This is a genomic window from Bradyrhizobium septentrionale (assembly GCF_011516645.4).
In the GTDB taxonomy this organism is placed as follows: Bacteria; Pseudomonadota; Alphaproteobacteria; order Rhizobiales; family Xanthobacteraceae; genus Bradyrhizobium; species Bradyrhizobium septentrionale.
Map to the genome: position 1 here is coordinate 103,121 of NZ_CP088285.1, position 26,030 is coordinate 129,150.

At 64.9% G+C, this 26,030-nt stretch carries 22 protein-coding genes and 1 other RNA gene; 9 read left to right on the forward strand and 14 right to left on the reverse strand.

Features of this window, described 5'->3' with window-relative positions; all coding sequences use genetic code 11:
• Positions 1-6: 6 nt before the first annotated feature.
• From HAP48_RS02450 to HAP48_RS02475, 6 genes are all read right to left on the reverse strand, one after another.
• Positions 7-801 carry a thymidylate synthase gene (locus tag HAP48_RS02450; protein WP_166215057.1) on the reverse strand — a complete coding sequence of 265 codons (795 nt, stop codon included), beginning with the start codon at positions 799-801 and terminating at the stop codon, positions 7-9.
• Between the two features lie 187 nt (positions 802-988).
• Entirely contained in the window at positions 989-1,969 is a 981-nt protein-coding gene (locus HAP48_RS02455; protein ID WP_166215055.1) for a tripartite tricarboxylate transporter substrate binding protein BugD, read from the reverse strand.
• Between the two features lie 133 nt (positions 1,970-2,102).
• Entirely contained in the window at positions 2,103-3,665 is a 1,563-nt protein-coding gene (locus HAP48_RS02460; RefSeq protein WP_166215053.1) for a tripartite tricarboxylate transporter permease, read from the reverse strand.
• Positions 3,666-3,672: 7 nt separating this feature from the next.
• A complete protein-coding gene (locus HAP48_RS02465; protein ID WP_166215051.1) occupies positions 3,673-4,173 on the reverse strand; it encodes a tripartite tricarboxylate transporter TctB family protein in 501 nt (166 codons plus the stop codon).
• Between the two features lie 93 nt (positions 4,174-4,266).
• Positions 4,267-4,800 (reverse strand): chromate transporter, encoded by a 534-nt coding sequence (locus tag HAP48_RS02470; RefSeq protein WP_029078844.1) that lies wholly within the window; start codon positions 4,798-4,800, stop codon positions 4,267-4,269.
• A complete protein-coding gene (locus tag HAP48_RS02475) occupies positions 4,797-5,408 on the reverse strand; it encodes a chromate transporter (RefSeq protein ID WP_166215049.1) in 612 nt (203 codons plus the stop codon). Before HAP48_RS02475 ends, HAP48_RS02470 begins: the two co-directional genes overlap by 4 nt.
• A 77-nt stretch (positions 5,409-5,485) precedes the next feature.
• On the opposite strand from HAP48_RS02475, the gene ssrA reads away from it, so the two are divergent.
• The 6 genes from ssrA (at position 5,486) to HAP48_RS02505 (ending at position 9,276) form a co-directional block, all read left to right on the forward strand.
• Positions 5,486-5,839: a transfer-messenger RNA gene (ssrA, locus tag HAP48_RS02480) on the forward strand.
• Between the two features lie 143 nt (positions 5,840-5,982).
• A complete protein-coding gene (locus HAP48_RS02485) occupies positions 5,983-6,501 on the forward strand; it encodes an SspB family protein (protein ID WP_029078846.1) in 519 nt (172 codons plus the stop codon).
• A 175-nt stretch (positions 6,502-6,676) separates the two neighbouring features.
• Entirely contained in the window at positions 6,677-8,092 is a 1,416-nt protein-coding gene (gene fumC, locus HAP48_RS02490; RefSeq protein WP_166215047.1) for a class II fumarate hydratase, read from the forward strand.
• A 321-nt stretch (positions 8,093-8,413) separates the two neighbouring features.
• Entirely contained in the window at positions 8,414-8,602 is a 189-nt protein-coding gene (locus tag HAP48_RS02495; protein WP_166215045.1) for a DUF4169 family protein, read from the forward strand.
• The gene (locus tag HAP48_RS02500) at positions 8,599-8,874 is read left to right on the forward strand and encodes a ribbon-helix-helix domain-containing protein (protein WP_024580116.1); all 276 of its coding nucleotides are present in this window, start codon (positions 8,599-8,601) and stop codon (positions 8,872-8,874) included. Before HAP48_RS02495 ends, HAP48_RS02500 begins: the two co-directional genes overlap by 4 nt.
• Positions 8,875-8,922: 48 nt before the next feature.
• The gene (locus tag HAP48_RS02505) at positions 8,923-9,276 is read left to right on the forward strand and encodes a VOC family protein (RefSeq protein ID WP_166215043.1); all 354 of its coding nucleotides are present in this window, start codon (positions 8,923-8,925) and stop codon (positions 9,274-9,276) included.
• A gap of 164 nt (positions 9,277-9,440) precedes the next feature.
• On the opposite strand, the gene HAP48_RS02510 is transcribed toward HAP48_RS02505, so the two are convergent.
• Together HAP48_RS02510 and HAP48_RS02515 are read right to left on the reverse strand one after the other, a co-directional pair.
• Positions 9,441-13,202, reverse strand: coding sequence for an AsmA family protein (locus tag HAP48_RS02510; protein WP_166215041.1), 3,762 nt, complete (start codon positions 13,200-13,202; stop codon positions 9,441-9,443).
• A 209-nt stretch (positions 13,203-13,411) separates the two neighbouring features.
• Positions 13,412-14,644 carry a cytochrome P450 gene (locus HAP48_RS02515; protein WP_166215039.1) on the reverse strand — a complete coding sequence of 411 codons (1,233 nt, stop codon included), beginning with the start codon at positions 14,642-14,644 and terminating at the stop codon, positions 13,412-13,414.
• 156 nt (positions 14,645-14,800) lie between these two features.
• On the opposite strand from HAP48_RS02515, the gene HAP48_RS02520 reads away from it, so the two are divergent.
• Positions 14,801-15,415 (forward strand): TetR/AcrR family transcriptional regulator, encoded by a 615-nt coding sequence (locus tag HAP48_RS02520; RefSeq protein WP_166215037.1) that lies wholly within the window; start codon positions 14,801-14,803, stop codon positions 15,413-15,415.
• Positions 15,416-15,520: 105 nt separating this feature from the next.
• Here HAP48_RS02520 and HAP48_RS02525 read toward each other — a convergent pair whose 3' ends face one another.
• Positions 15,521-16,813 (reverse strand): MFS transporter, encoded by a 1,293-nt coding sequence (locus tag HAP48_RS02525; RefSeq protein WP_166215034.1) that lies wholly within the window; start codon positions 16,811-16,813, stop codon positions 15,521-15,523.
• A gap of 207 nt (positions 16,814-17,020) precedes the next feature.
• Between HAP48_RS02525 and HAP48_RS02530 the strand changes: the two genes are divergently transcribed.
• A complete protein-coding gene (locus HAP48_RS02530) occupies positions 17,021-17,497 on the forward strand; it encodes a hypothetical protein (RefSeq protein WP_166215032.1) in 477 nt (158 codons plus the stop codon).
• Positions 17,498-17,510: 13 nt separating this feature from the next.
• On the forward strand, positions 17,511-18,182 hold the full coding sequence (locus tag HAP48_RS02535; RefSeq protein ID WP_166215030.1) for a class I SAM-dependent methyltransferase: 672 nt from the start codon (positions 17,511-17,513) through the stop codon (positions 18,180-18,182).
• On the opposite strand, the gene HAP48_RS02540 is transcribed toward HAP48_RS02535, so the two are convergent.
• From HAP48_RS02540 to HAP48_RS02560, 5 genes are all read right to left on the reverse strand, one after another.
• Positions 18,103-21,234, reverse strand: a complete 3,132-nt coding sequence (locus HAP48_RS02540; RefSeq protein WP_166215028.1) for an adenylate/guanylate cyclase domain-containing protein — start codon at positions 21,232-21,234, stop codon at positions 18,103-18,105. The genes HAP48_RS02535 and HAP48_RS02540 overlap by 80 nt on opposite strands.
• 143 nt (positions 21,235-21,377) lie before the next feature.
• Positions 21,378-22,124 (reverse strand): ABC transporter ATP-binding protein, encoded by a 747-nt coding sequence (locus tag HAP48_RS02545; RefSeq protein ID WP_166215026.1) that lies wholly within the window; start codon positions 22,122-22,124, stop codon positions 21,378-21,380.
• Positions 22,105-23,904 carry a branched-chain amino acid ABC transporter ATP-binding protein/permease gene (locus HAP48_RS02550; protein ID WP_166215024.1) on the reverse strand — a complete coding sequence of 600 codons (1,800 nt, stop codon included), beginning with the start codon at positions 23,902-23,904 and terminating at the stop codon, positions 22,105-22,107. Before HAP48_RS02550 ends, HAP48_RS02545 begins: the two co-directional genes overlap by 20 nt.
• Positions 23,904-24,761 (reverse strand): branched-chain amino acid ABC transporter permease, encoded by an 858-nt coding sequence (locus HAP48_RS02555; RefSeq protein WP_166215022.1) that lies wholly within the window; start codon positions 24,759-24,761, stop codon positions 23,904-23,906. Before HAP48_RS02555 ends, HAP48_RS02550 begins: the two co-directional genes overlap by 1 nt.
• A 19-nt stretch (positions 24,762-24,780) precedes the next feature.
• Complete coding sequence (locus HAP48_RS02560; RefSeq protein WP_224496887.1) at positions 24,781-25,977, reverse strand: ABC transporter substrate-binding protein; 1,197 nt, start codon at positions 25,975-25,977, stop codon at positions 24,781-24,783.
• Positions 25,978-26,030: the final 53 nt, after the last annotated feature.

Genomic DNA, 26,030 nt, shown 5'->3' on the forward strand with positions numbered 1-26,030 from the left:
AGCCCCTCAGACCGCGACTTCAGCCTTGATGTGCGGATGCGGGTCGTAACCTTCGAGTTTGAAGTCCTCGTAGCGGAAAGCGAAGATATCCTTCACGTCCGGATTGATCGCCATCGTCGGCAGCGGCCGTGTCGGCCGCGTCAGCTGCAGGCGCGCCTGCTCGAGGTGGTTCGAGTAGAGATGCGCATCGCCGAGCGAGTGCACGAAATCGCCGGGCTTCAGCCCGGTGACCTGCGCCACCATCATGGTCAAGAGCGCATAGGACGCGATGTTGAAGGGCACCCCGAGGAAGACGTCGCCGGAGCGCTGATAGAGCTGGCAGGACAATTTGCCGTTGGCGACATAGAACTGGAACAGGCAATGGCACGGCGGCAGCGCCATCTTGTCGACCTCGGCCGGATTCCAGGCGCTGACGATCAGCCGCCGCGAATCCGGATTGCGCTTGATCATCTCGATTAAATTGGCGATCTGGTCGATGCTGCGGCCATCGGGCGCCGGCCACGAGCGCCATTGCGAGCCGTAGACCGGGCCGAGATCGCCATTGGCGTCGGCCCATTCGTCCCAGATCGTGACGCCGTTGTCGTTGAGATATTTGATGTTGGTGTCGCCGGCGAGGAACCACAACAGCTCATGCACGATCGCCTTCAGCGGCAGCCGCTTGGTGGTGAGCATCGGGAAGCCGGCCGACAAATTGAAGCGCATCTGGTGGCCGAAGATCGACAGCGTGCCGGTGCCGGTGCGGTCGTGCTTCTCCGCGCCGTCGGCGAGGATGCGTTCGAGCAGGTCGTGATACTGGTTCATGGCGTTGGTTTCAGGCTCTCTGGGCGGAGCGGCAATCTAGCGGCCGGGGCTGCCGGTCGACATGCCGATTCGGCTGCATGCACCGATTATACCCTGAAAAGTGAACACTCCTGCGGCAAACGGCAAGAGGCGGAACTCACGTTCCGCCTCTCGCCCATCCCTTGCCTATCCACTTGATCGCGTTGCATTAAGAGGCCGGCTTGAGCACCGGCGTCCATTTCGCGATCTCGCTCTTGACGAGGGTCGCCAGCGCCTCCGGGGTGCGGTTGGCGGGCGCCGGGATCACGCTGCCGAGCTCAAGCAGGCGCTTGCGGACGGTCTCGTCGTCGAGCGCCTTGATGACCGCCGCATTCAGGGTGGCGATGATGGCGGGCGAGGTTCCCTTCGGCGCGAAGATCGCGTTCCAGGCCTGGGCCTGGAAATCCGGCAGGCCGGCCTCCGCCGTGGTCGGGACGTTAGGCAGCGACGGATTGCGCTCGGGGGTCGCGATCGCGTAGGCCTTGATGGTGCCGGCATTGATCTGCGGCACCGCGTTGACGATCTGGTCGCACATGTAATCGACCTGACCGGCGACCAGCGCGTTCATCGCAGGTCCTGTGCCGTTGAAGGGCACGCCGACCGGTTTGACGCCGAGGATCGAGTTCAAGAGCTCGCAGGACACGTGGGAGACCGAGCCAATGCCGGCATGCGCGGCGTTGATCTTCTCGGCATTGGCCTTCACATAGGCGACGAATTCCTTGAGATCCTTCGGCGGAAAATCCTTGCGGGCGAGGATCAGGATCGGCGTGCCGGCGAGCAGCGCGATGGGCTCGAAATCCTTTTCCGGGTGATAGGCCAGCTTCGGGTAGAGCGGCACCGAGGCGGCGTGCGTGCCCATATGCCCGGTAACCAGCGTATAGCCGTCATTGGCGGCACGCGCGGCGCGCGTCGTCGCGGTGGTGCCGCCGGCGCCGACCACGTTCTCGATCACGATGCTCTGTCCCAAGGTCGGCGCCATATTCGCGGTGACGATGCGCGAGATGACGTCGGTCGGACCGCCGGCTGCGAACGGCACGATCATGGTGATGGTGCGGGTCGGGTAGCTCTGCGCGGACGCCGGCACGGCTGCGGCGCTCAGTGCGGCAAATGCCGAAAGGCATGCGCCCGCAAGCGAGCGAATGGAGATCATTTCGAATCCTCCCGGGAACGTTTGACCAATAAAAATGCCGGCCAAATCGGCCAGCATTTTCATTTCACGAGACGACATCGAGTGTCGATTGGACTTCCGCCTGCGGCGCGCCGACGCAGGGCCGGCAGTACGCTCAGCCCTCGGACTCCACGAACACTTCGTCGCGCTTGGCACGCAAGCTCGGCAGCACGGCAAGCACCAGCAGGCCTGCCGCGATCGCCAGCAGCACCGCCGATAGCGGCCGCGACAGGAACACGCTCCAGTCGCCGCGCGAGATCAAGAGTGCACGACGCAGGTTCTCCTCCATCAGCGGGCCGAGCACCATGCCGAGCAGCAGCGGCGCCGGCTCGAAATCGTGCTTGATCAGCCAGTAGCCGACCAGGCCGAACGCGCCTGCGAGGACGACGTCGACCGGCGCGTTGTTCACCGAATAGATGCCGATCGCACAGAAGATCACGATCGAGGGGAACATCAGCCGGTACGGCACGCGCAGCAGACGGACCCAGATGCCGACCAGCGGCAGGTTGATGATGATCAGCATCAGATTGCCGATCCACATCGAGGCGATCATGCCCCAGACCAGATCGGGCTGCTTCTGCATCACCTGGGGACCCGGCACGATGCCATGAATGGTCATCGCGCCGACCATCAGCGCCATCACCGCATTCGGCGGGATGCCGAGGGTGAGCAGCGGGATGAACGAGGTCTGCGCCGCGGCGTTGTTGGCGCTTTCCGGCGCCGCCACGCCCTCGATCGCGCCGCGGCCGAACCGCGATGGATTTTTCGCCAGCTTCTTCTCGAGCGTATAGGCCGCGAACGACGCGATCACGGCGCCGCCGCCCGGCAGGATGCCGAGGATCGAGCCGAGCACCGTGCCGCGCAGGATCGCAGGCGTGGAATCGATCAGGTCCTTCCTGGTCGGCATCAGACCGGCGATCTTCTGCTGCACCAGATCGCGGCTCATCTCCGCGCCGTGGTCGAGGTTGCGGATGATCTCCGCGAAGCCGAACACGCCCATCGCCACGGTGGCAAAGCCGAGGCCGTCGGCGAGCTCGGGGATGTTGAAGGCCATGCGCGAGGCGCCGGTCTCGATGTCGGAGCCGACCATCGACAGCAACAGGCCCAACACGATCATCGCGATCGCCTTCAGCACCGAGCCCTTGGCGAGCACCACCGCAAAGATCAGGCCGAGCACCATCAGCGAGAAATATTCGGCCGGGCCGAATGCCAGCGCGAGCTTGGTCAGCGGCGCGCCGAGCACGGCGATCAGCACGGTCGCGACGCAGCCGGCGAAGAACGAGCCGATCGCGGCGATCGCCAGCGCCGGGCCGGCGCGGCCTTGCTTGGCCATCTGGTGGCCGTCGAGCGCGGTGACCACGGAGGTCGCCTCACCCGGAATATTGACCAGGATCGAGGTGGTCGAACCGCCATATTGCGCGCCGTAATAGATGCCGGCGAGCATGATCAGCGCACCGACCGGCGGCAGGCCGAAGGTGATCGGCAGCAGCATCGCGACGGTGGCGATGGTGCCGATGCCCGGCAGCACGCCGACCAGCGTGCCGACCAGTGCGCCAATCAGGCACATAAGAATATTGATCGAAATCGGGACCGACAGGCCGAAGAGCCACGAGGGAGACCACCAGGTGATCTGAAACACCACACCGAAACCGTGGGCGAGATTGGCAAACAGCTCCATTTCGCCCTCACTGAATCAGGAAACGCGGGAACATCGGCATTGGAAGTCCCAGCACATAAGGAAACAGCAGCGCGCAGCCGAGCGTCAGACAGCCGCCGACGATGATCGCTTCGATCCATCTTGTCTCATGCGAGCCAAGCGCTGCGATGAGGAAGGCGGCAAAGGCCGAGACGACGAGCCCGAGCGGACGGATCGCCACGGCGAAGAACACGATGGCCGCGGATACGAACAGCGGGCCGCGCCAGGAATAGGCCGCGATATGCGGGCCGTCCTGCAGGAGTCCCATCAGCGCGACGGCGCCGCCGAGCAGCAACAGCAGCACGGCAAACATGCGCGGCGCGGTTCCGGCGCCGAACGAAAATCCATGCATGCCTTGCAAATCGCTCGAGGCCCACAAGGCAAACAGCGCCACCGCCATCATGGCGAGACCGCCGACAAAGTCCTGCGGACCGCGTACCCATTTCGGCAAGATCGATTTGACCGGCGCCTCGCTCGGCGTATCGCTCATGACTTCGCTTCCCCCGTCAGGGCTGTCCCGCCCGTTTTGATTGAATGGCTTTGCTTGCGGTGCGTTGACCGCAAGCCTTGCTAGCGATTTTCGTCAGATAACGCCAGCAAAACCCAAGAGGCCGCCGGCAAGCAACATCCACAAGGGGTTGATCCGCGTCGCAAACGCAAGCGCTGCCGCGACAATGGTGATCAGAACCGCGATCCAACTTTGGTCTGATGTCTGCGCCACGATCAGGCCGGAGGCGGCCATCAGGCCGATCGACAGCGGAACCAGTGCCGCCTGAATGATCGCCGGCCAGCGTGCACCGCGCGAGCGATCGAGGAAACGGCTTACATAATAGGCAAGCAAAGCGGTCGGCCCACACATCGCCACCGTTGCGGCCAACGCCCCGGCGACGCCTGCGACAGAATAGCCTATCAGCGTCACGATCAGCACGTTCGGCCCCGGCGAGAGCTGCGAGATCGCGAACACGTCGGCGAACTGCTTGTCGGTCAGCCAGTGATGGACGTCGACGGCTGCACGGTGCATTTCGGGTATAGCCGAATTGGCCCCGCCGACCGCAAACAGCGACATCAGGCCGAAGGTCCAGAGCAGCGCCGCGATCGGGTTGGGCTCCGGGCTCATGCCTTCACCATGCGGCGTGTCAGGATCGTGATCGCAATGCTGTGCGGGATCGCCACCAGCAGCACGATCTGCAGCGGCCACCGGATCAGTCCGATCGCGACGAAAACCGCCGCCAGAATGACCAGGCCTGTGACATCGCGCCGCTGCAACAGCGGCATCATCATCTTGAGGACGACGGCGAACAGCAGCCCGACCGCGGCACAGGCCACGCCGGCGAGCGTCCGGCCCAGGACGTCGATATCGCCGTAGCGGGCGTAGAGCGCGGCAAGGACGGTCGCGATCACCATCGGCGGGCCGACCAGCCCGGCGAAGGCCGCGAGCCCGCCGGCAACGCCGCGAAACCGTGCGCCGAACACGACCGACAGGTTGACGATGTTCGGACCTGGCAGGAAATGGCACAGCGCGAAGGTCTCGTTGAACTCCTCCGCCGTCATCCAGCGGTGATGCTCGACGATCGAGCGCCGGGCCCAGACCAAAACCCCGCCAAAACCGGCCAGCGACATCTTGGCAAAGGCCAGGAACAGCTCGAGCAGGCCGGGCTGGTGGGGCGGCGATGGCGTGGAGGGAGCCGGCGCTGGGGCGGCGACCGGCGGGGATTCCGGGGGCATGCGCGAAATCTAAAGCGGCTGGCGGACCCCGGCCAAGCCAAATCGGCGTGTTTTCACACCTGAACAAGCCTGAATCGGCTCTGTTTTTCTCCGTCCGCGCCGCCTATATTGGCGGTGCCGGTTCGCCGGCTATGGAAATAAATGGCCGTCGCAATAAACCATTCGGACCCGGGGGCGGTACCCGGCGCCTCCACCAAAACCCATCATGGGTGGCTTTTGGCGGGGGCGAAATAGGATCGACGAGGGCGTAAAGGGCGTGTTTTTTCTCGGTATGGTTCCGCCGTTATCGGGCTAATGCAATAGTTGCCAACGACAACTTTGCTCCGGTTGCTCAGGCTGCGTAACGCAGTTTGAAAGACCATCTTAAAGTCCTAACGGGTTAAGCTCCGTTAGGCGGGGTTCGGAGGCACCTGGCAACAGAAGCCTCCACTTTATTTTTCCGATCGGGCGTGCGCCCGTATTTCAGCCACCCACCCTGCTGATTTCCGGCTCCCGGCGGGGTAGCATGGCCAAAAGGGCGAGTCGGACGGTCCGGCGATGCCTACCGGCCAATTTTCGAAGCGACAGGATTACGATGGCGACCGATCACATCCGATATGACGTGCTGGCGCGCGATGCGCTGCGCGGGGTGCTGCGCCGGGTGTTGTCCGACGCCGCCGAACATGGCCTGCCGGGCGAGCACCATTTCTACATCACCTTCCTGTCGCATGGCGACGGCGTGAAGCTGTCGACGCGGCTGCTCGCGCAATATCCGGAAGAGATGACGATCATCCTGCAGCACCAGTTCTGGGATCTGGTGGTCACCGAGGATCGCTTCGAGGTCGGCCTTTCGTTCGGCGGCATTCCGGAGCGGCTGACCGTGCCGTTTGCCGCGGTGACGCGCTTCCTCGATCCGTCCGCGCCGTTCGATCTGCGATTCGATGTCTCGGACGCGTTGTCCGAAGAGCCGCCCGCCACGGCGCCGGCTTCTCCCCTCCCCGCGCCTGCCGCCCGCGCGGCGGTCGAGACCGAGACGGCCGAGACCGAGCAGGAGCCCGCGAAGCCCAGCGAAGGCGCCGAGGTCGTGCGTCTCGATCGTTTCCGCAAGAAATAATCTAAACACCGATCGCTCCGCGACCTTGTAGGATGCCTGCCAGGACCGGGATGACCGATCGTCATCCCGGATTATCTTCGGCATGAACGTGCCTCCGCGCCGACGCATCGGGTCGCCGCGCGGGAGAACCGGCGCCGCGCTGGTTCACGTTCTGATGACGCAACGGAGAGCATCCATGGCTCAATCGACGACACCATCCAGCGCCGCCAGCCGCAGCGAGACCGACAGCTTCGGTCCGATCGACGTCCCCGCCGATCGCTACTGGGGCGCGCAGACCGAACGCTCGCGGCAGAATTTCAAGATCGGCCACGACCGGATGCCGATCGCGATCATCCACGCGCTCGGTATCGTCAAGCTCGCGGCGGCCGAAACCAATCGCGACCTCGGCCAGCTCGATGCACGCCTCGCCGACGCCATCATCAGCGCCGCCAAGGAAGTGATCGACGGCAAGCTCGACGATCATTTTCCGCTGGTCGTGTTTCAGACCGGTTCGGGCACGCAGACCAACATGAATGTGAACGAGGTGATCGCCAACCGCGCCAACCAGATGCTCGGCGGCGAGCTCGGCGCCAAGCAGCCGATCCATCCGAACGATCACGTCAACATGAGCCAGTCGTCGAACGACTCGTTTCCGACCGCGATGCACATCGCAGCCGCAAGCCGCATCATCGCCGACCTGATCCCCTCCCTCACCGAGTTGCATCAGGCGCTGCACCAGAAGCAGGAGACGTTCGCCAAGATCGTCAAGATCGGACGCACGCATACCCAGGACGCAACACCGCTGACGCTCGGCCAGGAATTCTCCGGCTACGCCGCGCAGGTCGAGAGCGGCATCGCGCGGCTGCACGTTGCGGTGAAGGAGCTGTTTCCGCTGGCGCAGGGCGGCACCGCCGTCGGCACCGGCCTCAACTCGAAGCCGGAATTCGCCGGCGCTTTCGCGAGGCATGTCGCCGAGATCACCAAGCTGCCGTTCACCAGCGCGGCAAACAAGTTCGAGGCGCTGGCTTCCAACGACGCCTATGTGCTGGTGCACGGCGCAATCAATTCGGTGGCGACCGGCCTGTTCAAGATCGCCAACGACATCCGCTTCCTCGGCTCCGGCCCGCGCTCCGGCCTCGGCGAATTGATCCTGCCCGAGAACGAGCCGGGCTCGTCGATCATGCCGGGCAAGGTCAACCCGACCCAGTGCGAAGCCATGACCATGGTCTGCTGCCAGGTGTTCGGCAATCAGACCACGATCACCGTCGCCGGCAGCCAGGGCCATTTCGAGCTGAACGTGTACAAGCCCGTTTTGGCATATTGTATGATAAATTCCATTCAACTGCTGTCTGATGTTGTCCGCTCATTTACTGAGCATTGCGTTGTCGGAATACGCGCCGACGAAAAGCGCATCAACGAACTGATGCAGCGCTCGCTGATGCTGGTGACGGCGCTCGCGCCGAAGATCGGTTACGACAATGCGGCCAAGGTCGCCAAGACGGCGCACGCGCGCGGAACGACGTTGAAGGAAGAGGCTTTGCGGCTTGGATTTGTTTCCGCAGATGAATTTGATCGCCTCGTGCAGCCGGACAAAATGACACACCCGGGCTAAAGCGAGCACGGGCGAGCGCCCCTTCGGTGCTCGCCCGCCCGATACGCGCAGCTCGCGCAATGTCCGGATAATTACGGTCAGCGCGCGTGATATAATTATGAATCATAACGCCTAAAGACTAAGGCTGCTTACCTATCAGCCCTGCGCTGGCGCGTGGTACAGACGTCTAGTTTTCGCAGAGCGAAACGGATTCTTTGATGCTATCAGAGGCATCAAATGGGGATTCGGGATGAATATCGAACCGGGCGCGCAGCGCGATCGCTCTTGCTTTCGTCACGATGCATCACCAAGTCCGCTGTGGGGACGATAAGGACGACGAGCATGGGCGACGTGGTCAACCTGAAACGATTCAAGAAGCGCGGTGAGCGCGAACAAGCGGCAAAGCAGGCCGAAGCCAATCGTGCGCTATTCGGTCGCACCAAGTCCGAACGCACACGCGACGAATTTCTCGACGAGCGTAGCGCGCGACAACTCGATCAGCATCGCATCGAAAGCGGAGACGCATCATGAAGTCTCCCGTTGTTAAGCGCTCGATCGTCGTCGCCGGGCACAAGACCAGCGTCAGCCTCGAAGAAGCCTTTTGGAACGGCATGAAGGAAATTTCCGGACTGCGGAACATGACGCTGTCGGAATTGGTCGGCGAGATCGACAACAACCGTCAGCAGGGCAATCTGTCCTCGGCGATCCGGCTGTTCGTGCTCGACTACTTCCGCTCGCGCGCCACGCCGGCCGTGCCGACGGATGTCAGGCCGCAACAGGTCGACACGCGTCAGCAGGCCTGACGACCTCTCCGACCGTCGCAGACGGTCGCTCGCTGAGCGAGCTTCAGCATGAAGGTCAATCGCATCGTCGCGAACGTTGCCGCGTCAGACATCGCGGCGGCGAAGTCGTTCTATCGGGACATCCTTGGCCTCGAGTCGCTGATGGATTTCGGTTGGGTTGCGACTTACGGCTCATCCGAAACGATGCAGGTTCAAATCAGCTTCGCGTCCGAAGGTGGCTCGGGCATGCCGGTGCCCGATCTTTCGATTGAGGTCGATGATCTCGCTGAGGCGCTGCGGCGCATGCAGGCGGCGGGGGTTGCGATCGAATACGGACCGACCGACGAGCCGTGGGGCGTGCGGCGCTTCTTCGTCCGCGATCCCTTCGGCAGGCTGATCAATATTCTCCAGCACCAATCGTAAGCCAGCGCGTCGCTTGACGCGTTTTCGTCACGCGAACCGGCATTCAACTTCGCTTGAAAGCGCTTCTAGAGCGCGATGAAGGTTGGTTGAATTGTTATCGCACTTGGCCCTTGTTTGAGCATGATCTTCTCGGAAAACCGCTTCGCACTTTTCCGGATCATGCTCTAGTTCTGCAACGCCGGCCGCGGTGGCGGATTGGCAACCTGCGGCGTCAGCGACAGCGGCGGCCGTAGCGGCTTCGGCCTGACTGCGCCGGGCAGCGGCTTGACCTCGATCGGCGGCGGCAGCGGCGCAACCTGCGGCTGGCTCGCAACCGGCGCAGGCGGCACGACAGAGGGCGCGGTGGCGACCGGCGGCACGATCGGCGGGATGATCGACGGGGTGATTGACGGTCTTGGCGCCACGATCTTCGGCTTCGCCGGCACACGGCGCGGATCGCGGCCGGGCACCAGCGCGTCCGCAGGAGACATCGCGGAAGGGTTGGACGCATCCGGCGCCGGCCCGGCCGGTGGCGGAACAGCCGCCGGGATCGGTGGCGGCACCGGTTCGCCGCGCTCGATCGCGTCGAGCCGCTTGGTCTCGCGATCGATCGCGCGCACCGCAAGCCATGACGACAGCGCCGCAATGTCGATGCTGCGCGACAATCCATCAGGGGTGCCGACCGCAAGCAGCTGGATTTCCGGGCGGCTAGTGGCCGTGCCAACCTGCGTCGATGCCAGTGCGGCGCGGATGTCGGCCTGGTCGGCCGGAATGTCGTAGCCGCCGGACACGATGGCGTTGGCGCCGTTGGCCGCAAGCGTGGTGGCCGCGACGCGGATGCGGCCGTCGCGGATGTTGAAGGGAATTTGCGCCGAGGCGATCGACAGCGCACCGGCTGCGAGCACGGGTTCGACGATCTGCCTCAACCGCGTGTCGTCGGTCGCCTGCCCGGAATCGCTGGCGCGGATCGCTGTGTCGAATGCGCGCGGATCGAGACCCGGAAGGTTCAACCCCTCCAGCGTCACGGTGCCGCTGCCGGACAACGCGCCCGTCAAGGCCGCGGCGCTGCGGCCCTGCGTCAACAGCGTCATCTGCATCGAGGCGCGTCCCTTGGGCATCGCGAGACTGCGGTAGCGCAAGGCCGAAGCGTCGACGCCCGACAGCTGCACGTTTGCATTGAGCGCTAGTCCGCTGCCGCCCTGTCGCACATCGATGGTGGCGGTCGCTTCGCCGCCGCCGATCTTGCCCTTGATGCCGTCGAAGGTCAGCGACTGTCCGTCCGACCTGATGGTGCCGCTGACCGGCTGCAGCTCGGCGCCGCCTGGCAGCAGGCCATGCAGCGCTTCGAACGTGACCTTGCCGCGCCAGGCTCCGGTGAGCCCCGCACCGAGCGGCTCCGTCGCATCGTGCCCGGCGGCACCGATCACAGTCGCGAATATCGGCGCCAGCGTGATCCGATCGAGGCCGATTTCACCTTCGACGCTCTTCTGATCGGCAAGCGTCAGCGCGAGGCGGCCACGCAGCCGCGAACCGGCAACGATGCTGTCGAGATCATCGAAGGTCAGCCGGTCGCCTGCGAGCGTCACACGCGACGACAGGCGGATGCTTGCGACCGGGTCGGATGATTTCAGATTGAGCAGCGGACTGATGTCGGCGCTGCGGACGCGCAGGCTGACGCTCGATTTGGCGTCCCTGGCGGGCTCCTTGGTGGCTTCCTTGCTGGCTTCCTTGGTGGCTTCTCTGGCCCACGGTTCCGCGGTCCCGTCAGCGTCGGCGTCGAGCCCCGCACCCCAGAGCCTGACCTTGAGCCGCAATTGTGCACGCCACGCGCCGCTCACCGTGCCCTCGATCTGCACCGGGCCCGCGCCGGCTGCGACCGCGCGGTCAAGCCCGAGCAGCGCGAGCAAGACATTGCCCTCGCCGGTGGAGAATCTTGCCTCGGCGGCAACATCGCTACGGGTCAGCGCGTCGAAATCCAGCGCACGGATCGCAGCGACCTGGGGCGTCGCCGAAATCACCGTATTGCCCTTGAGCTGCGGCGTGTCGAGATCGAGCGCCGCACGCGCGCTGACGCGATCGGCCGCCTTGCCCTTGCCGAGGTCGAGCGCAAGCCTGGCGCGGACGGGGCCGGCATCCGCGCGCAGCACGCCGAGCCGCGCGGCGAGCGCCGGCGCCAACGGCTGCACGACAGCGGCAAGCCGGCCAAGCGACGCAGCTGTCGCATCGACCGTGAGCTTGCCGGTCGCATTGGCGCGGTCGAAATTGCCGCTGCCGTCGAGCGTGAAATTATCGGGCTGTCCGACCTTCACGCGCTCGAGCACGATATCCTTCGGAGTATAGGCGACCTTCGCCAGCAGCGGCCGCAATTCCTGCCCGGAGGAGATCGCGCGCCCGACATCGAGCGACAGCTGCGCCTCGTCGGGCCATTCGGCTTGCGGTCCGGCCAGCGCGCGGATGAAGGAAGCGGTCGCATCGAGATCGAGCCGCTCCGCCTTCAACTGCGCCTCGACCTTCGATCCGCTGGTTGCCTCGCGATGCGCGACCGCAACGCGGCCCTCGACCGTGCCGCCGTCGATCTCCGCCTTCATCGCATCGATCGCAAAACCGGCCGGGGACACCGTGACGTCGCCGCGCAGCCGTAGCGGCTTCTGGTTGCGATAGGCAATATCGCCCCGCCCCTGCAGCCAGGTCATCAGCGCGTCGGGATCGGACGATTCGATGTTGAGCCCGGTCTTGAAGCTGTTGGCAACTCCGGCTTGCGCGCTGGCGCCGCTCATCGAGACCCGGGTCGAGCCCGGGGCGCGAAATTCCAGCCGGCGCACCGTCCAGGATTTCGCATCCGATTGCAGCTCTGCCGAGATATCCTGCAAGGGACGACCGCCGAGCATGATCTGCTCGGACGCCAGCTCGAGCTGCGCCGGAATCGGGATTTGTGGCAAGCCCGCCAGGACCGCGCGCATCGCCGGCAGCACCCGCACCGGCTCGACATTGCCGTTGTTGCTATCCTTGGCGGCGAACTTGTCACCGTCGAGCTGCCGCGCGGTGAGCGAGGCGCGCAGCAGCGGCGATGCGCCGAAACGCAGATCGCCGTTACCCGCAAGCTTCAGCGCGCGGTCCTCGGCGCCATAGCTCACCTCGACCTGGTCGAGGCGGGCGGCCGAGTAATCCGATTTCAGCTTGGCAGCGATCCGCCACGGCGGCCCATCGCCGCCGCGTTGGCCCGGCGTGCCAGCCAGCACCACGGCCCCTTCGAAGCGCGGCGCACGCGCCTCGAAGCTCAGGATGCCGTCGAGATCGGCCGAGACCGGCCGCTGCCCGGGATCGATGTTGAAGTGCATGCGAATGCCGTTGCCATCAGGAGTTTGGCCGGACGAGATCCGAAACGGGTAGCGGTTGCCGTCGAACATGAAGTTGCCGTCGCCGCGGATCGCGCCGGCCAGCGAGCGGACATCACCGCTGAAGGCGACGTCGTTGAGCTCGAGCGTGCCGTGGCTCGCGGCGTCATGCAGCGCGATGCGGCCGGTCAGATTGAGGCGGTCGATCGCCAGCGAAGCCAGGTTGAAGGTGCCGCTCGACGGCGACCAGTCGACCCGTCCCTTCGGATCGAGCCCGAGATCCAGCGACACGCCATTGACGGTGAGCTCGGTCGCCCGCCACTCGGCACGCATCAGCGAGCTCAGGCTGAACTCGACGTCGAGGCTGGCGGCGCGGACCTTGCCGACGTCGTTTGCGCCGCCGACGCTGACGGTTTTCAACCGCAGCGAGGGGGCCGGCAGCAGACGCGCGTCGAGATTGCCGGCGACGCGGACCGGCGCGCCGATGATCTTGCTCGCCTCCGCCTCGAACTGCGGCCTGAACTGGTTCCAGTCGACGAAATACGGACCGACCAGCGCGGCGACCAGTGCAAGGATGAAGGCAATTGCCAGTCCGAGCAGCGTCGTCTGCACGGTGTCTCCCTTTGAGCCAGCTCCGCGGCAGCCTGCTGATGCTGAACCGTTGGCCAACCTTGGCCGGAGCAGCCCAAATATAGAGACAAGTATGGCGAAGTCACAGCGGCTTTACCGCGGCGACGTCAGGCGAAGGTGGATTATCGCTCACGCGTGCGTGCACGCCGGCCATTGCGGCAGGATCGCCGTCCTGCCGCAAATCCGGGTTGTCACCAGCTCGTCGGCAGCCGCTTCAGCCCGCGCAGCACGAAGGTCGGCCGCCACTCCGGGTTTTCCGCGTCATCGAGCCGCAGATCCGGGATTCGCCGCAACAGGGTCGAGATCGCGACCTCGGCCTCGATCCGCGCCAGCTGGGCGCCGAGGCAGAAATGGATGCCGCCGCCGAACGACAGCGGCTTCACGTTCGGCCGCTGGATGTCGAGCTTTTCGGGGTGATCGGGGTAAATGGCCGGATCGTGATTGGCCGAGCCCAACAGGCACAGCACGCTCTCGCCCTTCGGGATGCGCTTGCCGCCGAGATCCTCGATATCCTCCAGCGCGACGCGGCCGGTCAGCTGCACCGAGGAATCGTAGCGCAGGAACTCCTCGATCGCGTTGGTGATCAGGCCGGGATTGGCTTTCAGCAGCGCGAGCTGGTCCGGGTTGCGATAGAGCGCCAGCAGGCCGTTGCCGATCAGGTTCACGGTCGTCTCATGGCCGGCGCCGAACAGCAGGATGATGTTGCCGGTCAGCTCCTCATTGGTGAGCTTCTGGCCGTCCTCTTCCGCCTGCACTAGCTGCGTGGTGAGGTCGTCGCCGGGCTGCTTGCGGCGCAGCTCGAACAGCTGATGGAAATACATCGCCGCCATCGCATTGGCGGCGTTGCCCTGCTTGATCTCCTCGGGCGTCAGCGGCACCGGCTCGAGGATGCGGCCGCCGTCGCGCGAGCCGCTGTAGAAGGCTTCGCGGTGCTCCTCGGGGATGCCGAGCATGTCGCAGATGATCGTCACCGGGAGGCGGAAAGCAAAATCCTCGATCAGGTCCATCCTGCCCTGCGGGATGATGCGGTCGAGCGTCTCGTCGACGACGTGCTGGATGCGGGGGCGCATGTCCTCCACGCGTCGCGCGGTGAAGGCCTTGACGACAAGGCCGCGCAGGCGGGTGTGGTCGGGCGGGTCCTGCTGCAGCATCCAGTGGCTCATGCTGCGGAAGACCGGCTCCTCCAGGATCTTCGGGCCGTAACGGCGGATGCTGCGCTCGGCAAAATCCTTGCCGAACCGCTTGTCGCGCAGCACGAGGCTCGCCTCCGCGTGACGGCTGGCGACGAAGGCGCCGTGCACATTGACATGCATCGGGTCGAGACGGCGCAACCGCTCGTAATACGGATAGGGGTTGCGAATGAATTCGGGCGCGAGTGGATTGAAAAGCGGCTCGCCGCTGGCCGGCTGAACTTGCTCGTTCATGGTGACCTCGTTCGTTCGCTGCACCGGTGTCTGCACACTGGCGCGCCTTGGTGTCATCCTCAAGACCGCACCATCACGGGTGCGGCTATTCTGATTCCGTCAAATGCAACTCGATACACTCTTGTATCGAGTTGCATTGTGCCCTAAAATGCGCCGATGTCAAGGGTTCGAACCAGACCGACACGGGACGACACCTGCGAGAAGCTGTTCGAGGCGGCGGCGCGGGTGTTCGAGGAACAGGGAATCGGCGGCGCCAGCATCGAGGCGATCGCGGCCGCGGCGGGATTCACCCGCGGCGCCTTCTATTCGAACTTCAAGAGCAAGGACGAGTTGATCATCGCGATGCTCGAGGATCACGTCGAGCAATCGATCCGGCGATGTCTCGACCTGCTGGCCCAACACCAGAACCTTGCCGACTTCCTCGAGGCGCTCCGCACCATGGATCGCAGCCGACAGGACCCGCTCGGCCGCTCCCCGCTCCTGCACATGGAGATGATCCTGTTTGTCGCACGCGCCGAAAAGCGGCGGCCCGAACTGGCAAAGCGGCTGCGCGCGCGGCGCAAGCTGATCGCGGATATCGTCACCGCCACGGTGAAGAATGGCGGCCGGAACGGCGCGCTCAACCCGGAATGGACCGGCGCGATCGTGCTGGCGCTGGAGGACGGTTTCCGGCTGCACCGCCTGATCGATCCGGAGACCACGCCGGCGGACAGCTTCCTGCGCGCGATCACCGATCTGCAGCGGGCGATCGGCGTTTCGTCCGCCCGCTAGAGCGTTTTCGAGCGAAGTGGCTACCGGTTCGCGTGAAGAAAACGCGTCAAAACAAGAATCTGGAGCCCCCGTTCTGATTCCATCGGAACGGAAACGGCTGCAGGCTCAGGCCGCGCCTGCGATCTTGTGCACCTGTCCGGCGACCGCGCGCACCTTGCCGGGCGACGCCTGCCAGATCGCGAAGGCGGACAGCAGGCTGACGGCGATCCCGAGCAGGAACGCGCTCGTATAGCTGCCCGACAGATCATAGAGCTGGCCGGTGATCCAGGGACCAGCGGCCCCGCCGGCCAGCGCCGCCAGCATCACGGTACCGAAAATGCTGCCGTAATGCCTGCCCTGGAAGATCTCCAGCACCACCGGCCCCATCACCGATGTCAGGCCGTAGCCGAGCGCGCCCTGGGTGAAGACCATCAGATAGATCAGCGCCATGCTCGGCCAGTATTTCAGCGCGGCCAGCGCGGCAAAGCAGATCACGAAGCCGAAGCAGGCGATCGCCCAGACCCATTCACGGCCGACACGATCGGAGAGATGCCCGAGCCAGATCTGGCCGGGAATGCCGAGCAGGCTGACGACGCCGAGTGCCCAAACCCCGACATTGGAGCTGAAGCCGATGTCGAGCAGGAATTTGGTCTGGTGCACCTGCACCGCATACCAGATGTACAGCCCGCAGAAATAGCCGATCGCGATCCACCAGAACCGCGCGGTGCGCAGCGCCCGCGACAGCGTCCAGTCGGTGCCGGCCCACACCGGATCGACGATGTTCGATGCCGGTCTGGCCGATGTCGCCGTCGGCGCGGCATCGCCGTCCGGCTGCAGGCCAATGTCCTCCGGCCGCTTGTGCAGCAGCAAATTGATCGGCGCCAGCGCGACCAGCACCACGACTCCCATGGCGGTGCAGGCGGTGCGCCAGCCGGTCTGCTCGATCATGTGCTGCACCCACGGCAGCAGGGTCACCGAGCCGATGCCGACGCCGGCGAAGGCGAGCCCGATCGCGAGCCCGCGGCGGCGGATGAACCAGTTCGGTACGAACAGCGACTGGCCGGAATAGCCGAGGCAGACGCTGCCGGAGCCGACCAGCACGCCGATCGTGAGATAGAGGTGCCAAGGTTGCGTGGTCAGCGGCGCCAGCAGCAGCCCGGAGCCCATCAGCAGCACGCCAAGCTCCATCACCGCGCGCGGACCGCTGCGGTCCATCAGCCGGCCGATCAGCGGGCTTGCGATCGCCGAGGCGACGAAGCCGAACGAGAATGCCCCCGCCGTGACACCACGCTCCCAGCCGAACTCGGAGATGATCGGCGGATAGAACAGCGAGAACGCGGTGCGCGCGTTGACGCCAATCGCCATGGTAACGAAGGTCACCGCGACGATGATCCAGCCGTAGTAAAAGGGGAGTCGCATGGTAACACTGTGGAATGGGATGGATAAGAAGCCAACCGGACGGGGCGGATCACGAAAAGCATTGCCTTTGCATCATGCACGGTCAATTCTGTGAAGCAATTCATAGACAGCGGAGCAAACCGGTGGTTGTACCATCGGATAGCCATCCGCTCACAGCTAGCCGGAAGCCGCGAAGCGGGTTATCATGGCCTTTTCAGGAGGAATACAATGGGTGGGTTGGTTGCCGACAGTTACGTCCCCGACGTTCTGCAACAGATGAATTCCCGGCTTATTGGCGAAGCCCTGACCGAAATGGTCCAGTTTCAGAAGGAGTTCAAGGTCTTCTCGTCGCAACATACGCTGGAGACGTCCTTCAAGTTGCTCAATATTGCGCCGGTTGGCGATGCGGATCGCAAGGGGTTTTTCAAATTTCTGGGCCTGCTGAAGAAGACGGGTGCGTCGGTCGACGGCAAGGCAACGAAGCTGAGTGGACACGATCAGATCATCGCATCGCTGCAGGGCAATCTCGAGAGCAGCAGGCCGTTGTCGGTGCACTTTACCTCGCACCCGGCGGAGTCTCCGAAGGGAGTCGTGAAGGTGACCTCAGGCGATCGCGTCTTCAATTTTTCCTCTCTGGTTTTTATCACGATCTCGATGCCAATGATCAACGCCGACCGCCCGAAGGCCGGCGCGCGCAAGAAGTGACCTGACCTCGGCGATGCTCGATCCGCACGCCAAGGTTCGCGACTATTATTCAGGAACACTGGAGCGTCACGGCCCGACCCCGCTCGGGGTCGACTGGCCGAACGTGCTCTCGCAGTATCTGCGCTTCGTGCAGCTCGTGAAGCTGTGCGATTTCGGGCAGCCATTCAGCCTGAACGATTTCGGCTGCGGCTATGGCGCGCTGCTGGAGTTCCTGGCAATGCGGCACGGCGATGCCGAGGTGACCTATCGCGGCATCGACATTTCGCCGGCGATGATCGCGGCCGCCCGCGCCCGCTGGGCCGGCAACACGCAGGCCGTGTTCGCCGAGGGTTCGCAGTGCGGCGCACTCGCCGACTATTCTCTGGCAAGCGGGATATTCAACGTCCGGCTCGGTCATCCGGTCGCGGCGTGGGAAACGTATGTCGAGGCGATTCTCACCGATCTTGCGGCCCACAGCCGGATCGGCTTCGCCGTCAACTTCATGCTGCCGCGTGACGAAGGGCGCGCCGAAACCGGGCTTTATCGGATCGCGCCGGAGCGCTGGATCCGGTTTTGCAAGCAGTTCGGTCACGTCGAAACGGTCGCCGATTACGGCATGCCCGAATTCACGCTTCTTGTCCGCAGGACGACGACTGCACGACCGGGAACAGGCGTTCATAGGGTGAGGCGCCGGTCTCCTCGATGAGAAGCCGGGCCCGCGCAAGCAGCTCGCTCAACCGGTACTGCGGGTAGCGCAAGCTATCCGCGTTTACCACATGCGCCAGCACCAGCGTCGAGCGGCATTCGGCGAGCCTCGCCCGCCGCTCCCTCGCGACCGCGATCCCCTGTTCAGCGGCGCCGAAGGCCGCGGCCAGGCTGTTGCTCCTCAGATGAATTTCGGCGAGGAATGCCAGCATGTCGCTTTCATATTCGAGGCCGGCGAAAGCCTCCCGCGCGAGCCGGATCGCCGATTCAATCTTCTGGATCGCCGCAACGTGTTCCCCCGCCAGCGACAGCGCCAGTCCGCGGCAGACGCTCGCATAAACCGCGACATAGGGTGTGTCGTTTCTCCTGGCGATCTCCTCGATACGCAGGCTGTGAAGATCGGCAAGGTTTTCGTCCCGCGTCAGCCAGGCCATCTCGACTCCGGCATGATGCGGAATGAACAGGACCGCCGGATCGGGATGGCCGCTCTCGCTGGCGACCAGTTTGGCGATTCTCTCTCGCGCAACATCGAAACTGCCCGTCCGCGCCAGCAACCGCGCATGCAGACCCTCAACCCATCGTTCCACATTGAAGCCGAGCGGCGCTTCGTGGGCCTTCTCGATGCTCGCAATGTGCTTGAGCGCGGTCTCGCCGGCCGCAAGTGCTTCCCGAAGCTTGCCGGCATAGCCGTAGGCCTGACACAGGAACACCTGCATCATCGTCCTGATGCTCGGGTCCTCGGAGACCTCGATCGCCTCCAGCAGCTGCCTCACATATTCGTCCGCCGAGCCCGTACCGGCGGAGACCCGGCCAAAGGCGGCGAGCAGCAGGACCTCCCAGAGCGAGTCCTTGAGGTCCCGCGCGGCAGCCAACGCCTCGCGGAAGAACGGGGCAGCCTCTTCGGCGCTGATACCTTCGCGCCAGCCAAGGATCAACACTTGACCGGATGCGTGCATGCGCAGCCGATCGGTTTCCGGTGAGCGCGGCAACGATTGCAGCAACAGCCGAACCTTGAGCCACGACTTCATCCCCAGCCGCGAATTGGTCGTGCCGATCCAGCTCGCCGAACGGGCCAGATAGTTGGCCGCGGATCCGAAATCCTTGGCCGATTCGAAATGATACGCGATCAGATTGGCGTATTCGCCGAGCCGGTTATGGTAGAATCGCTCGAGCGCGCTCGCGACCGCTTGATGCAGTTCGACGCGGCGGGTGCGCAGCTGCATCGCATAGGCGACCTCCTGGATCAGCGGATGGCGGAACGCGTATCGATCGTGCTCGATCTCGCTGGCGACCTCCTGGATCAACTCGAGATGCGACAACCGGCCGAGTATGCCGACGAGATCGTGGTAGCTTGCGCGTGCCACTTCGGCCAGCACTGAAAACGGGAATTCCCGCCCGATCGTGGCGCCGACCTGCAGCACTTCCTTGTCCATCGGCGCGAGACGGTCGATGCGTGCACCAATCACAGTCTGGACCGTAGCCGGCAGCGTCTCGGGCGATGCCTGCCCGGACATCTCGTATTCGCCGGGCCGGCCGGTCAGATCGCCACTGTCTATCAGCGAACGGACCAACTCCTCCGCGAAGAACGGATTCCCGCCGCTTCGTTCGACGATGCGGTCGGAAATTGCGGCCGTGGATGGATGATCGCCGATCATGTCGCTGATCAGCGCGGAGACATCCTCGTCACGCAGTTCGTCGAGCCGGATTTCGTGGAATCCCGGACCCTCCTGCCAGGGCGCATGATAGGTCGGCCGGTACGTGAGAATGATCAGCGCGCGGCTGACCTGCGCGACATTCACCAGCGCCGAGACGAATTCGATGCTCGCCTCGTCGAGCCAGTGGATGTCCTCGATGATGATCACCGACGGCGTGCGCGTGCCATCACGTACGAGGCTTGCGACGAGATTGACGAGCCGCGTATGCCGCGTCTTTGGATCCAGCGCAGGCGCCGGCGATTGGGTGTCGCGGATGCCGAGAAAATCGGCGAGCAACGCGACGTCTTCCATCAAGTGAGGGACCGAGGACTCGATCCGCGCCGCGACCTTGGCGCGCGCCGTCTCCGCATCGTCGCTCGAGGCGATCCGGAAGAAGTTGCGGAAAAATTCCAGCAGCGGCTGCAGCGGACCGGAATGGTCGTAGGGCGATGCGCTTGCCTCCTGCACCGGCACAAGGCGTTCCTTGACGCTGCGGGCAAGTTCGAAGCACAGGCGGCTCTTGCCGAGGCCTGGCGGCGCCGAAATTCCGATCACCTTGCCGGCGCCCTGCTCGGCTCCGGCGAATGCCTCCTGGAGGATGGCAAGCTCGGCATCGCGCCCCCGATAGGTGCCGACGACGGCATCGCGGAACGGCGCGCGAGACGGCTTCATGCCGACCAGCCGGTAGACGCCGATAGGCCGCGGAAATCCCTTCACGTTCTGATGGCCCAGGGCACGCGCATCGCAAGATGCCTGCACCAGCTTGAACGTCGACTCCGTGACGCAAATGTCGCCGGGCTGGGCCATATGCTCGAGCCGGCTCGCCAGATGCACGGCGGCGCCGTAGACGCTCTGTTCCTTGGTGAATTTGTCGGGCACGCCCGCGACGATTTCGCCGGAATGGATGCCGACGCGCAGCACGATGCCGTTGTCCCGCGACGACTGCATCATGGCGAGCGCGGCCTGGCAGGCGCGCAGCGCATGGTCTTCCTGGGCGTGCGGAATACCGAAGATCACCATCAATCCGTCGCCCATGCTGCGCATGATGGTGCCGTGAAACTGCTGGACCGCATGACCCATCCGCGCCAGCGCGGGCGGCAGGCGATCGAGCGCAAGCTCGGGATCGTTGTCGCCGATCAGCTCGGTGGAGCCGACGATGTCGGCAAACATCACGGTGACGACCTTGCGTTCGCCAACCGTCTGGGCCTGGTCGAGACGCTCACCACAGGCGCCGCAAAATCGCGCCGCCTCGAGATTGGGGTGCCGGCAATTCGGGCAGACGGCAGAAAAATTCAGCCCGCACGACCGGCAGACGCCATCTTCGGTCAGGGTCTCGGCTTGACAGGCCGGGCACAGCATTCACACCACCTTCCCGATCCCGTCCGTTTACAGGCTCCGGCACATCCTAACACAATCGGGGGGCCGGCCGCATGAGGCCTCATGAAGCCAGAATCGGTGTCCGGCGCCAAGTCTTACCTTTGAGCACACGGGGTAAGGCGGGCTCAAGCACCCAGCGCGTAGCTTTCATAGCCGAAATAGGCGCGCTCGAGCCTGTGCGCGAGGTCACTTTCGCCGGTCGGCGCCTCCAGCGCGATCGCCCCCTGCACCAGCGCGTAGACCCGGTCGGCACAGGCCAGCGCCTTCTCCAGCAATTGTTCGACCAGCAGCACCGAGGTGCCCTGCTCCCGCAGCCGGCCGATCACATTGAGGACACGATCGACCAGCACCGGCGACAGTCCGGCCGAGGGCTCGTCCAGCATCAGGAGCCGGGGGCGGCGAACCAGGCCTTGCGCCACGGTCAGCATCTGCTGCTGTCCGCCCGACAACGCGCCGCCGCGCTCATGGCGCTTCTCGGCGATCTCGGGGAAGAACGCCAACGCCTCTTCGATGCGTACAGTCCGTTCGGCGCGCGGCAGGTCGTAGCCGGCGAGCAGCAGATTGTCGGTGACCGAGATCTGCGTGAACACACGATGTCCCTCGATCACGTGCACCAGCCCGGCACGCGCGGCATCGCGCGGCGTGGCGTTGGTCATGTCGCGTCCGCCGAACCGGACCTGCCCGGCCGTGACCGGCAACAGTCCCGACATCGCGCGCAGCAGCGTGGTCTTGCCGGCGCCGTTCGGACCGAGCAGCGCCACCACCTCGCCCGCGGCGATCGTCAGGTCGATGCCGTGCAGCACGCGGATCTTGCCGTAGCCGGATTCCAGCGCGCACACGTTAAGCAGGGGTTCAGCCGCCGAGATAGGCACTGACGACCTCCTTGTGGACACGGATCTCCGCCGGCGTTCCCGCCGCCAGCGTGCGGCCGAGATTGAGCACGGTGACCTGGTGGCAGATGTCGAAGATCAGATCGGCATGGTGCTCGACCAGCAGCACACCGGTGCCGCGGGCGCAGACCGCCTTGATCAGGATCGCGAGCCGCCCGATCTCGTCATTGGAGAGGCCCGCCGCCGGCTCGTCGAGCAGCAGGAAATCCGGATCGAGCATCAGCGCCCGCGCGATCTCGATGAAGCGCAGCTCGCTGTGCTGCAGACGGTCGGCGCGCACATCGGCAAGCGCCTCGAGGCCAACCACGCCGAGCAGTGCCCGCGCCTTGGCGGCGAGCAGACGTTCATCGGCACCGTTGCGCGGCAGCGCCAGCATCGCCTCGACGAAATTGGCCCTGCCCTCGATCGAGCCGCCGATCATGACGTTCTCCAGCACCGAGGCTTCGCCGATCACGCGCGGGGTCTGGAAGGTGCGCGCGATGCCGCAGGCGGCCCGCATCACCGGCTGGCCCGCGGTAAGCACCGCATCGCCGAGCGTCATGCTGCCGGCCTTCGCGGCATAGTAGCCCGAGATCACGTTCAGCGTCGTGGTCTTGCCGCTGCCGTTCGGCCCGATCAGGCCATGGATCTGCCCGGGCGCGACGTCGAGGTCGAGACCGTCGATCGCCTTCACATTGCCGAAGCTCAGCGCGATGCCGCGCAGCTGCAGCGTCTTGCCGCCGTCGCGCCGGCGCACGATGGCGGCGAGCGCGGCCGGGCGCGGCACGATGGCGCGGTTGCTGGCAAGCGGACTGCGGTTGCGGAAATCGAGCAGCGCCGCGATGCCGCCCGGCATCACCAGCACGATCACGAGCAGCAGCACCGCATAGAGGAAGGTCGACCACGCCGCGAGCGGCGCCGCGATCTCGGGCAGGATGGTCAGGATAATGGTGCCGAGCATCGGGCCGAGGATCGAGCCGCGGCCCCCGATCAGGATCGCGATGAAGAACAGCACCGAGAGATCGAAGGTGAACGCGTCGGGCGTGATGTAGGTCTGCAAGGTCGCGAACAATCCGCCGGCGATCGCCGCCAGCGCCCCAGCGAACAGGAAGATCGCGATCAGCATCTTCGGCTTGGAGATGCCGCTGGCTTCGGCGGCCACCTCGGCATCGCGCACCGCGATCAGCGCCCGGCCGAAGCGGCTGCGCGCGACATTGGCGCTCATCCAGGTGGTGATGACCGCGAAAGCGATACAGAGGCCGTAGAACCCCCACGGTGTGTTGAACGGCGCCGGGAATTCCGGTCCGGCAATGCCGATGCCGCCGCCGGTCACGCTCTGCCAGGCCAGCGCGATCTGGGTCACGATGGTCGCAAAGCCCAACGTCGACATCGCAAAGTAGAAGGTGCGCAGGCGCAGGGCCGGCAGGCCGACGATCACGCCGAAGATCGCGCCGATGAGGCCTGCGACCGGCAAAGCGGCAAACACCGGAATCACCGGCATCACATTGCCGGCGACCAGCACGCTGGTGGTGTAGGCGCCGAGCGTCAGCAGCGCGACATAGCCGATCGCAAGATGGCCGGCAAAGCCGACCACCAGGTTGAGGCCCGACACCAGCACCCAGTAGATCGCCGCGCGGGTGCCGATCAGCACCCAGTAATCATTGCTGACGAAAGGCAGCAGCAAGGCCAGCACGAGAATGCCGAGGAACGGCAGGAGGTGCGGCAGCGCGGCGCGCCATGCGCCGCTCTCGATTCGGGACGGAGCGGCGGCGACCGACGTCATCACACCCTCCGCGCGGTCGAGGCGCCGAACAGCCCCTGGGGCGCCGCGAGCAGCACCACGATGAACAGCGTGAACACCGCGACCGAGGAGAAGATGCCGCCGACCAGGAAGTTCGCCGCCTGCTGGAACAGGCCGAGCGCCAGCCCGCCGATGATCGCGCCTCGGTTGTTACCGAGCCCGCCGAGCGCCACCGGCACGAAGCCGTAGAAATTCAACAGCGCGCCATTTGCGAAGAAGGCGAGCAGCAGCTGCCCGCCGGAAAATCCGGCGATGCCTCCGACCACGCCGGCGAGCGCATAGCTCGCGACGCGCAGATTGCGCTCAGGCAGGCCGAGCGCCCGTGCCGCGAAATTGTCCTCCGCGATCGCGAGGAAGGCGCGGCCGACCAGCGTGCGGCGGTAGAGATATTCAAGGCCGATGATGGTGACGGCGCAGGCGGCGACCGGCAGCCAGAACTTTTCATCAAGCACGCCCTCGCCGAATCCTACGATGCGCGGGAACGGCTGCGGCTCGGTGCCCCATTTGATCGCCGTGACCTGCTGGATCATCAGCGCGACCGCCAGGGTCGAGAGCACGTAAAGATGCTGGTCGAGGCTCTTGAGCACCGGCCGCACCGCAACGAATTCAGTGATGATCCCGATCACGGCACAGCAGAGCAGCGTCAGCACGAAGCCGACGGCGATCGGCAGCCCGAGCTTCAGCGTGAACATCGAGCCGAACACGCCGCCCAGCATCGCAAGCTGGCCGGCAGTGAAGCTCATCACCCGCGAGGTCGAGAACATTGTGTTGTAGGTGACGCCGACCAGCGCGTAGATCGCGCCCGCCGCGAGACCGGATGCAAGGATCGAGGCCAGCATCGGCTGCGCCCTCGCCCTGCTATGTGTACCCCGGCGCCAGCGCGAAGGTGCCGTCCTTGGCGGTCGAGGCTTCCGACATCACGATCTCTTCGGTCAAATAGCCGTTATGCTGGCTCGGCGAGAAGCGGTAATTGCCGAAATAGCCGGGATAGGTCGACAGCGAATTCCAGTAGCTGATGATGCCGGCGCTGTCGGTCGAGCCGCTTTCCGCGACCGCCTTGGCGATCAGCTCGATGCAATCGATGCCGCCCGCGATCCACCACAGCAGCGTGTCGTTCAGCGCGACATTGGCCTTGGTCAGGCGCGCGACCAGGTCCGCACTTTTCGCCGGCAGCTTGCCGGCGCCGTCATAGCTGCAGCTCTTGTAGCCGATCGCATAGACCTTCTTCCAGTTCTCCGGCTTTGCAACCAGGCTCGCAAGCTCGCCAGAGGCCATCGAGGGATGCCCGACAAAGGGAACGTCCCAGTTCATCGCGGCGCGGGTGTTGAACATGCGCGCCTCCATGCCGGTCGAGACGCTCCACACCACGATCGCCTCGGCGCCGGCATTCTTGGCGCGCAGCATGTCCGGCGTCATGTCGGGCTGGGTGGCGTCGATATTGGCCTGATAGGCCACCTCGGCGCCGTCCTTCTTGAAGGCCGCGACCGACGCGCCGACCGCGGTGACGCCATAGCCGGTGGTGTCGCCGATCACGGCGACCTTCTTCACCTTGAGGATCTTCAGGCAGTAATTGCGCACGGCATCGTCCCATTGATTGTTCGACGGCGCGATGCGGAACGCATTGGGGAACTTGACCGGATCGATCAGGGTCTCGACGACGCAGGGGTGCAGGTCGGGCATCTTGGCGCGCGCCATGATCGGCGTCGTCGCCAGCGCCTCGCCCGAATTCAGCGGGCCCCAGATCGCATGAACCTTGGCCTGGCTGATCAACTCCTGGGTGGCGTTGACCGCCTTGGTCGGATCGCCCTGGGTGTCGCGCATCACCAGCTCGATCTTGCGGCCTTTCACCCCGCCGGCGCCGTTGATGGCGTCGACCGCGAAATTGACGCCGCGGTTGAAGCCGACGGTCGGCGCCGAGCTCGGGCCGGTGATTGCCGCGAGACAACCGATCTTGATCGGTTCCGATTGTGCGATCGCGGGAGCCGGGAAGGAGAATGATGCGGCGCCCAATGCGCCGGCGCTGCCCAATAAAACGTCACGGCGTGAAATGGCCATGTGATGCCTCCCTGTTTCCCTCTCGGCGCCCGTCGTTTGCTGCGGGACGTCCG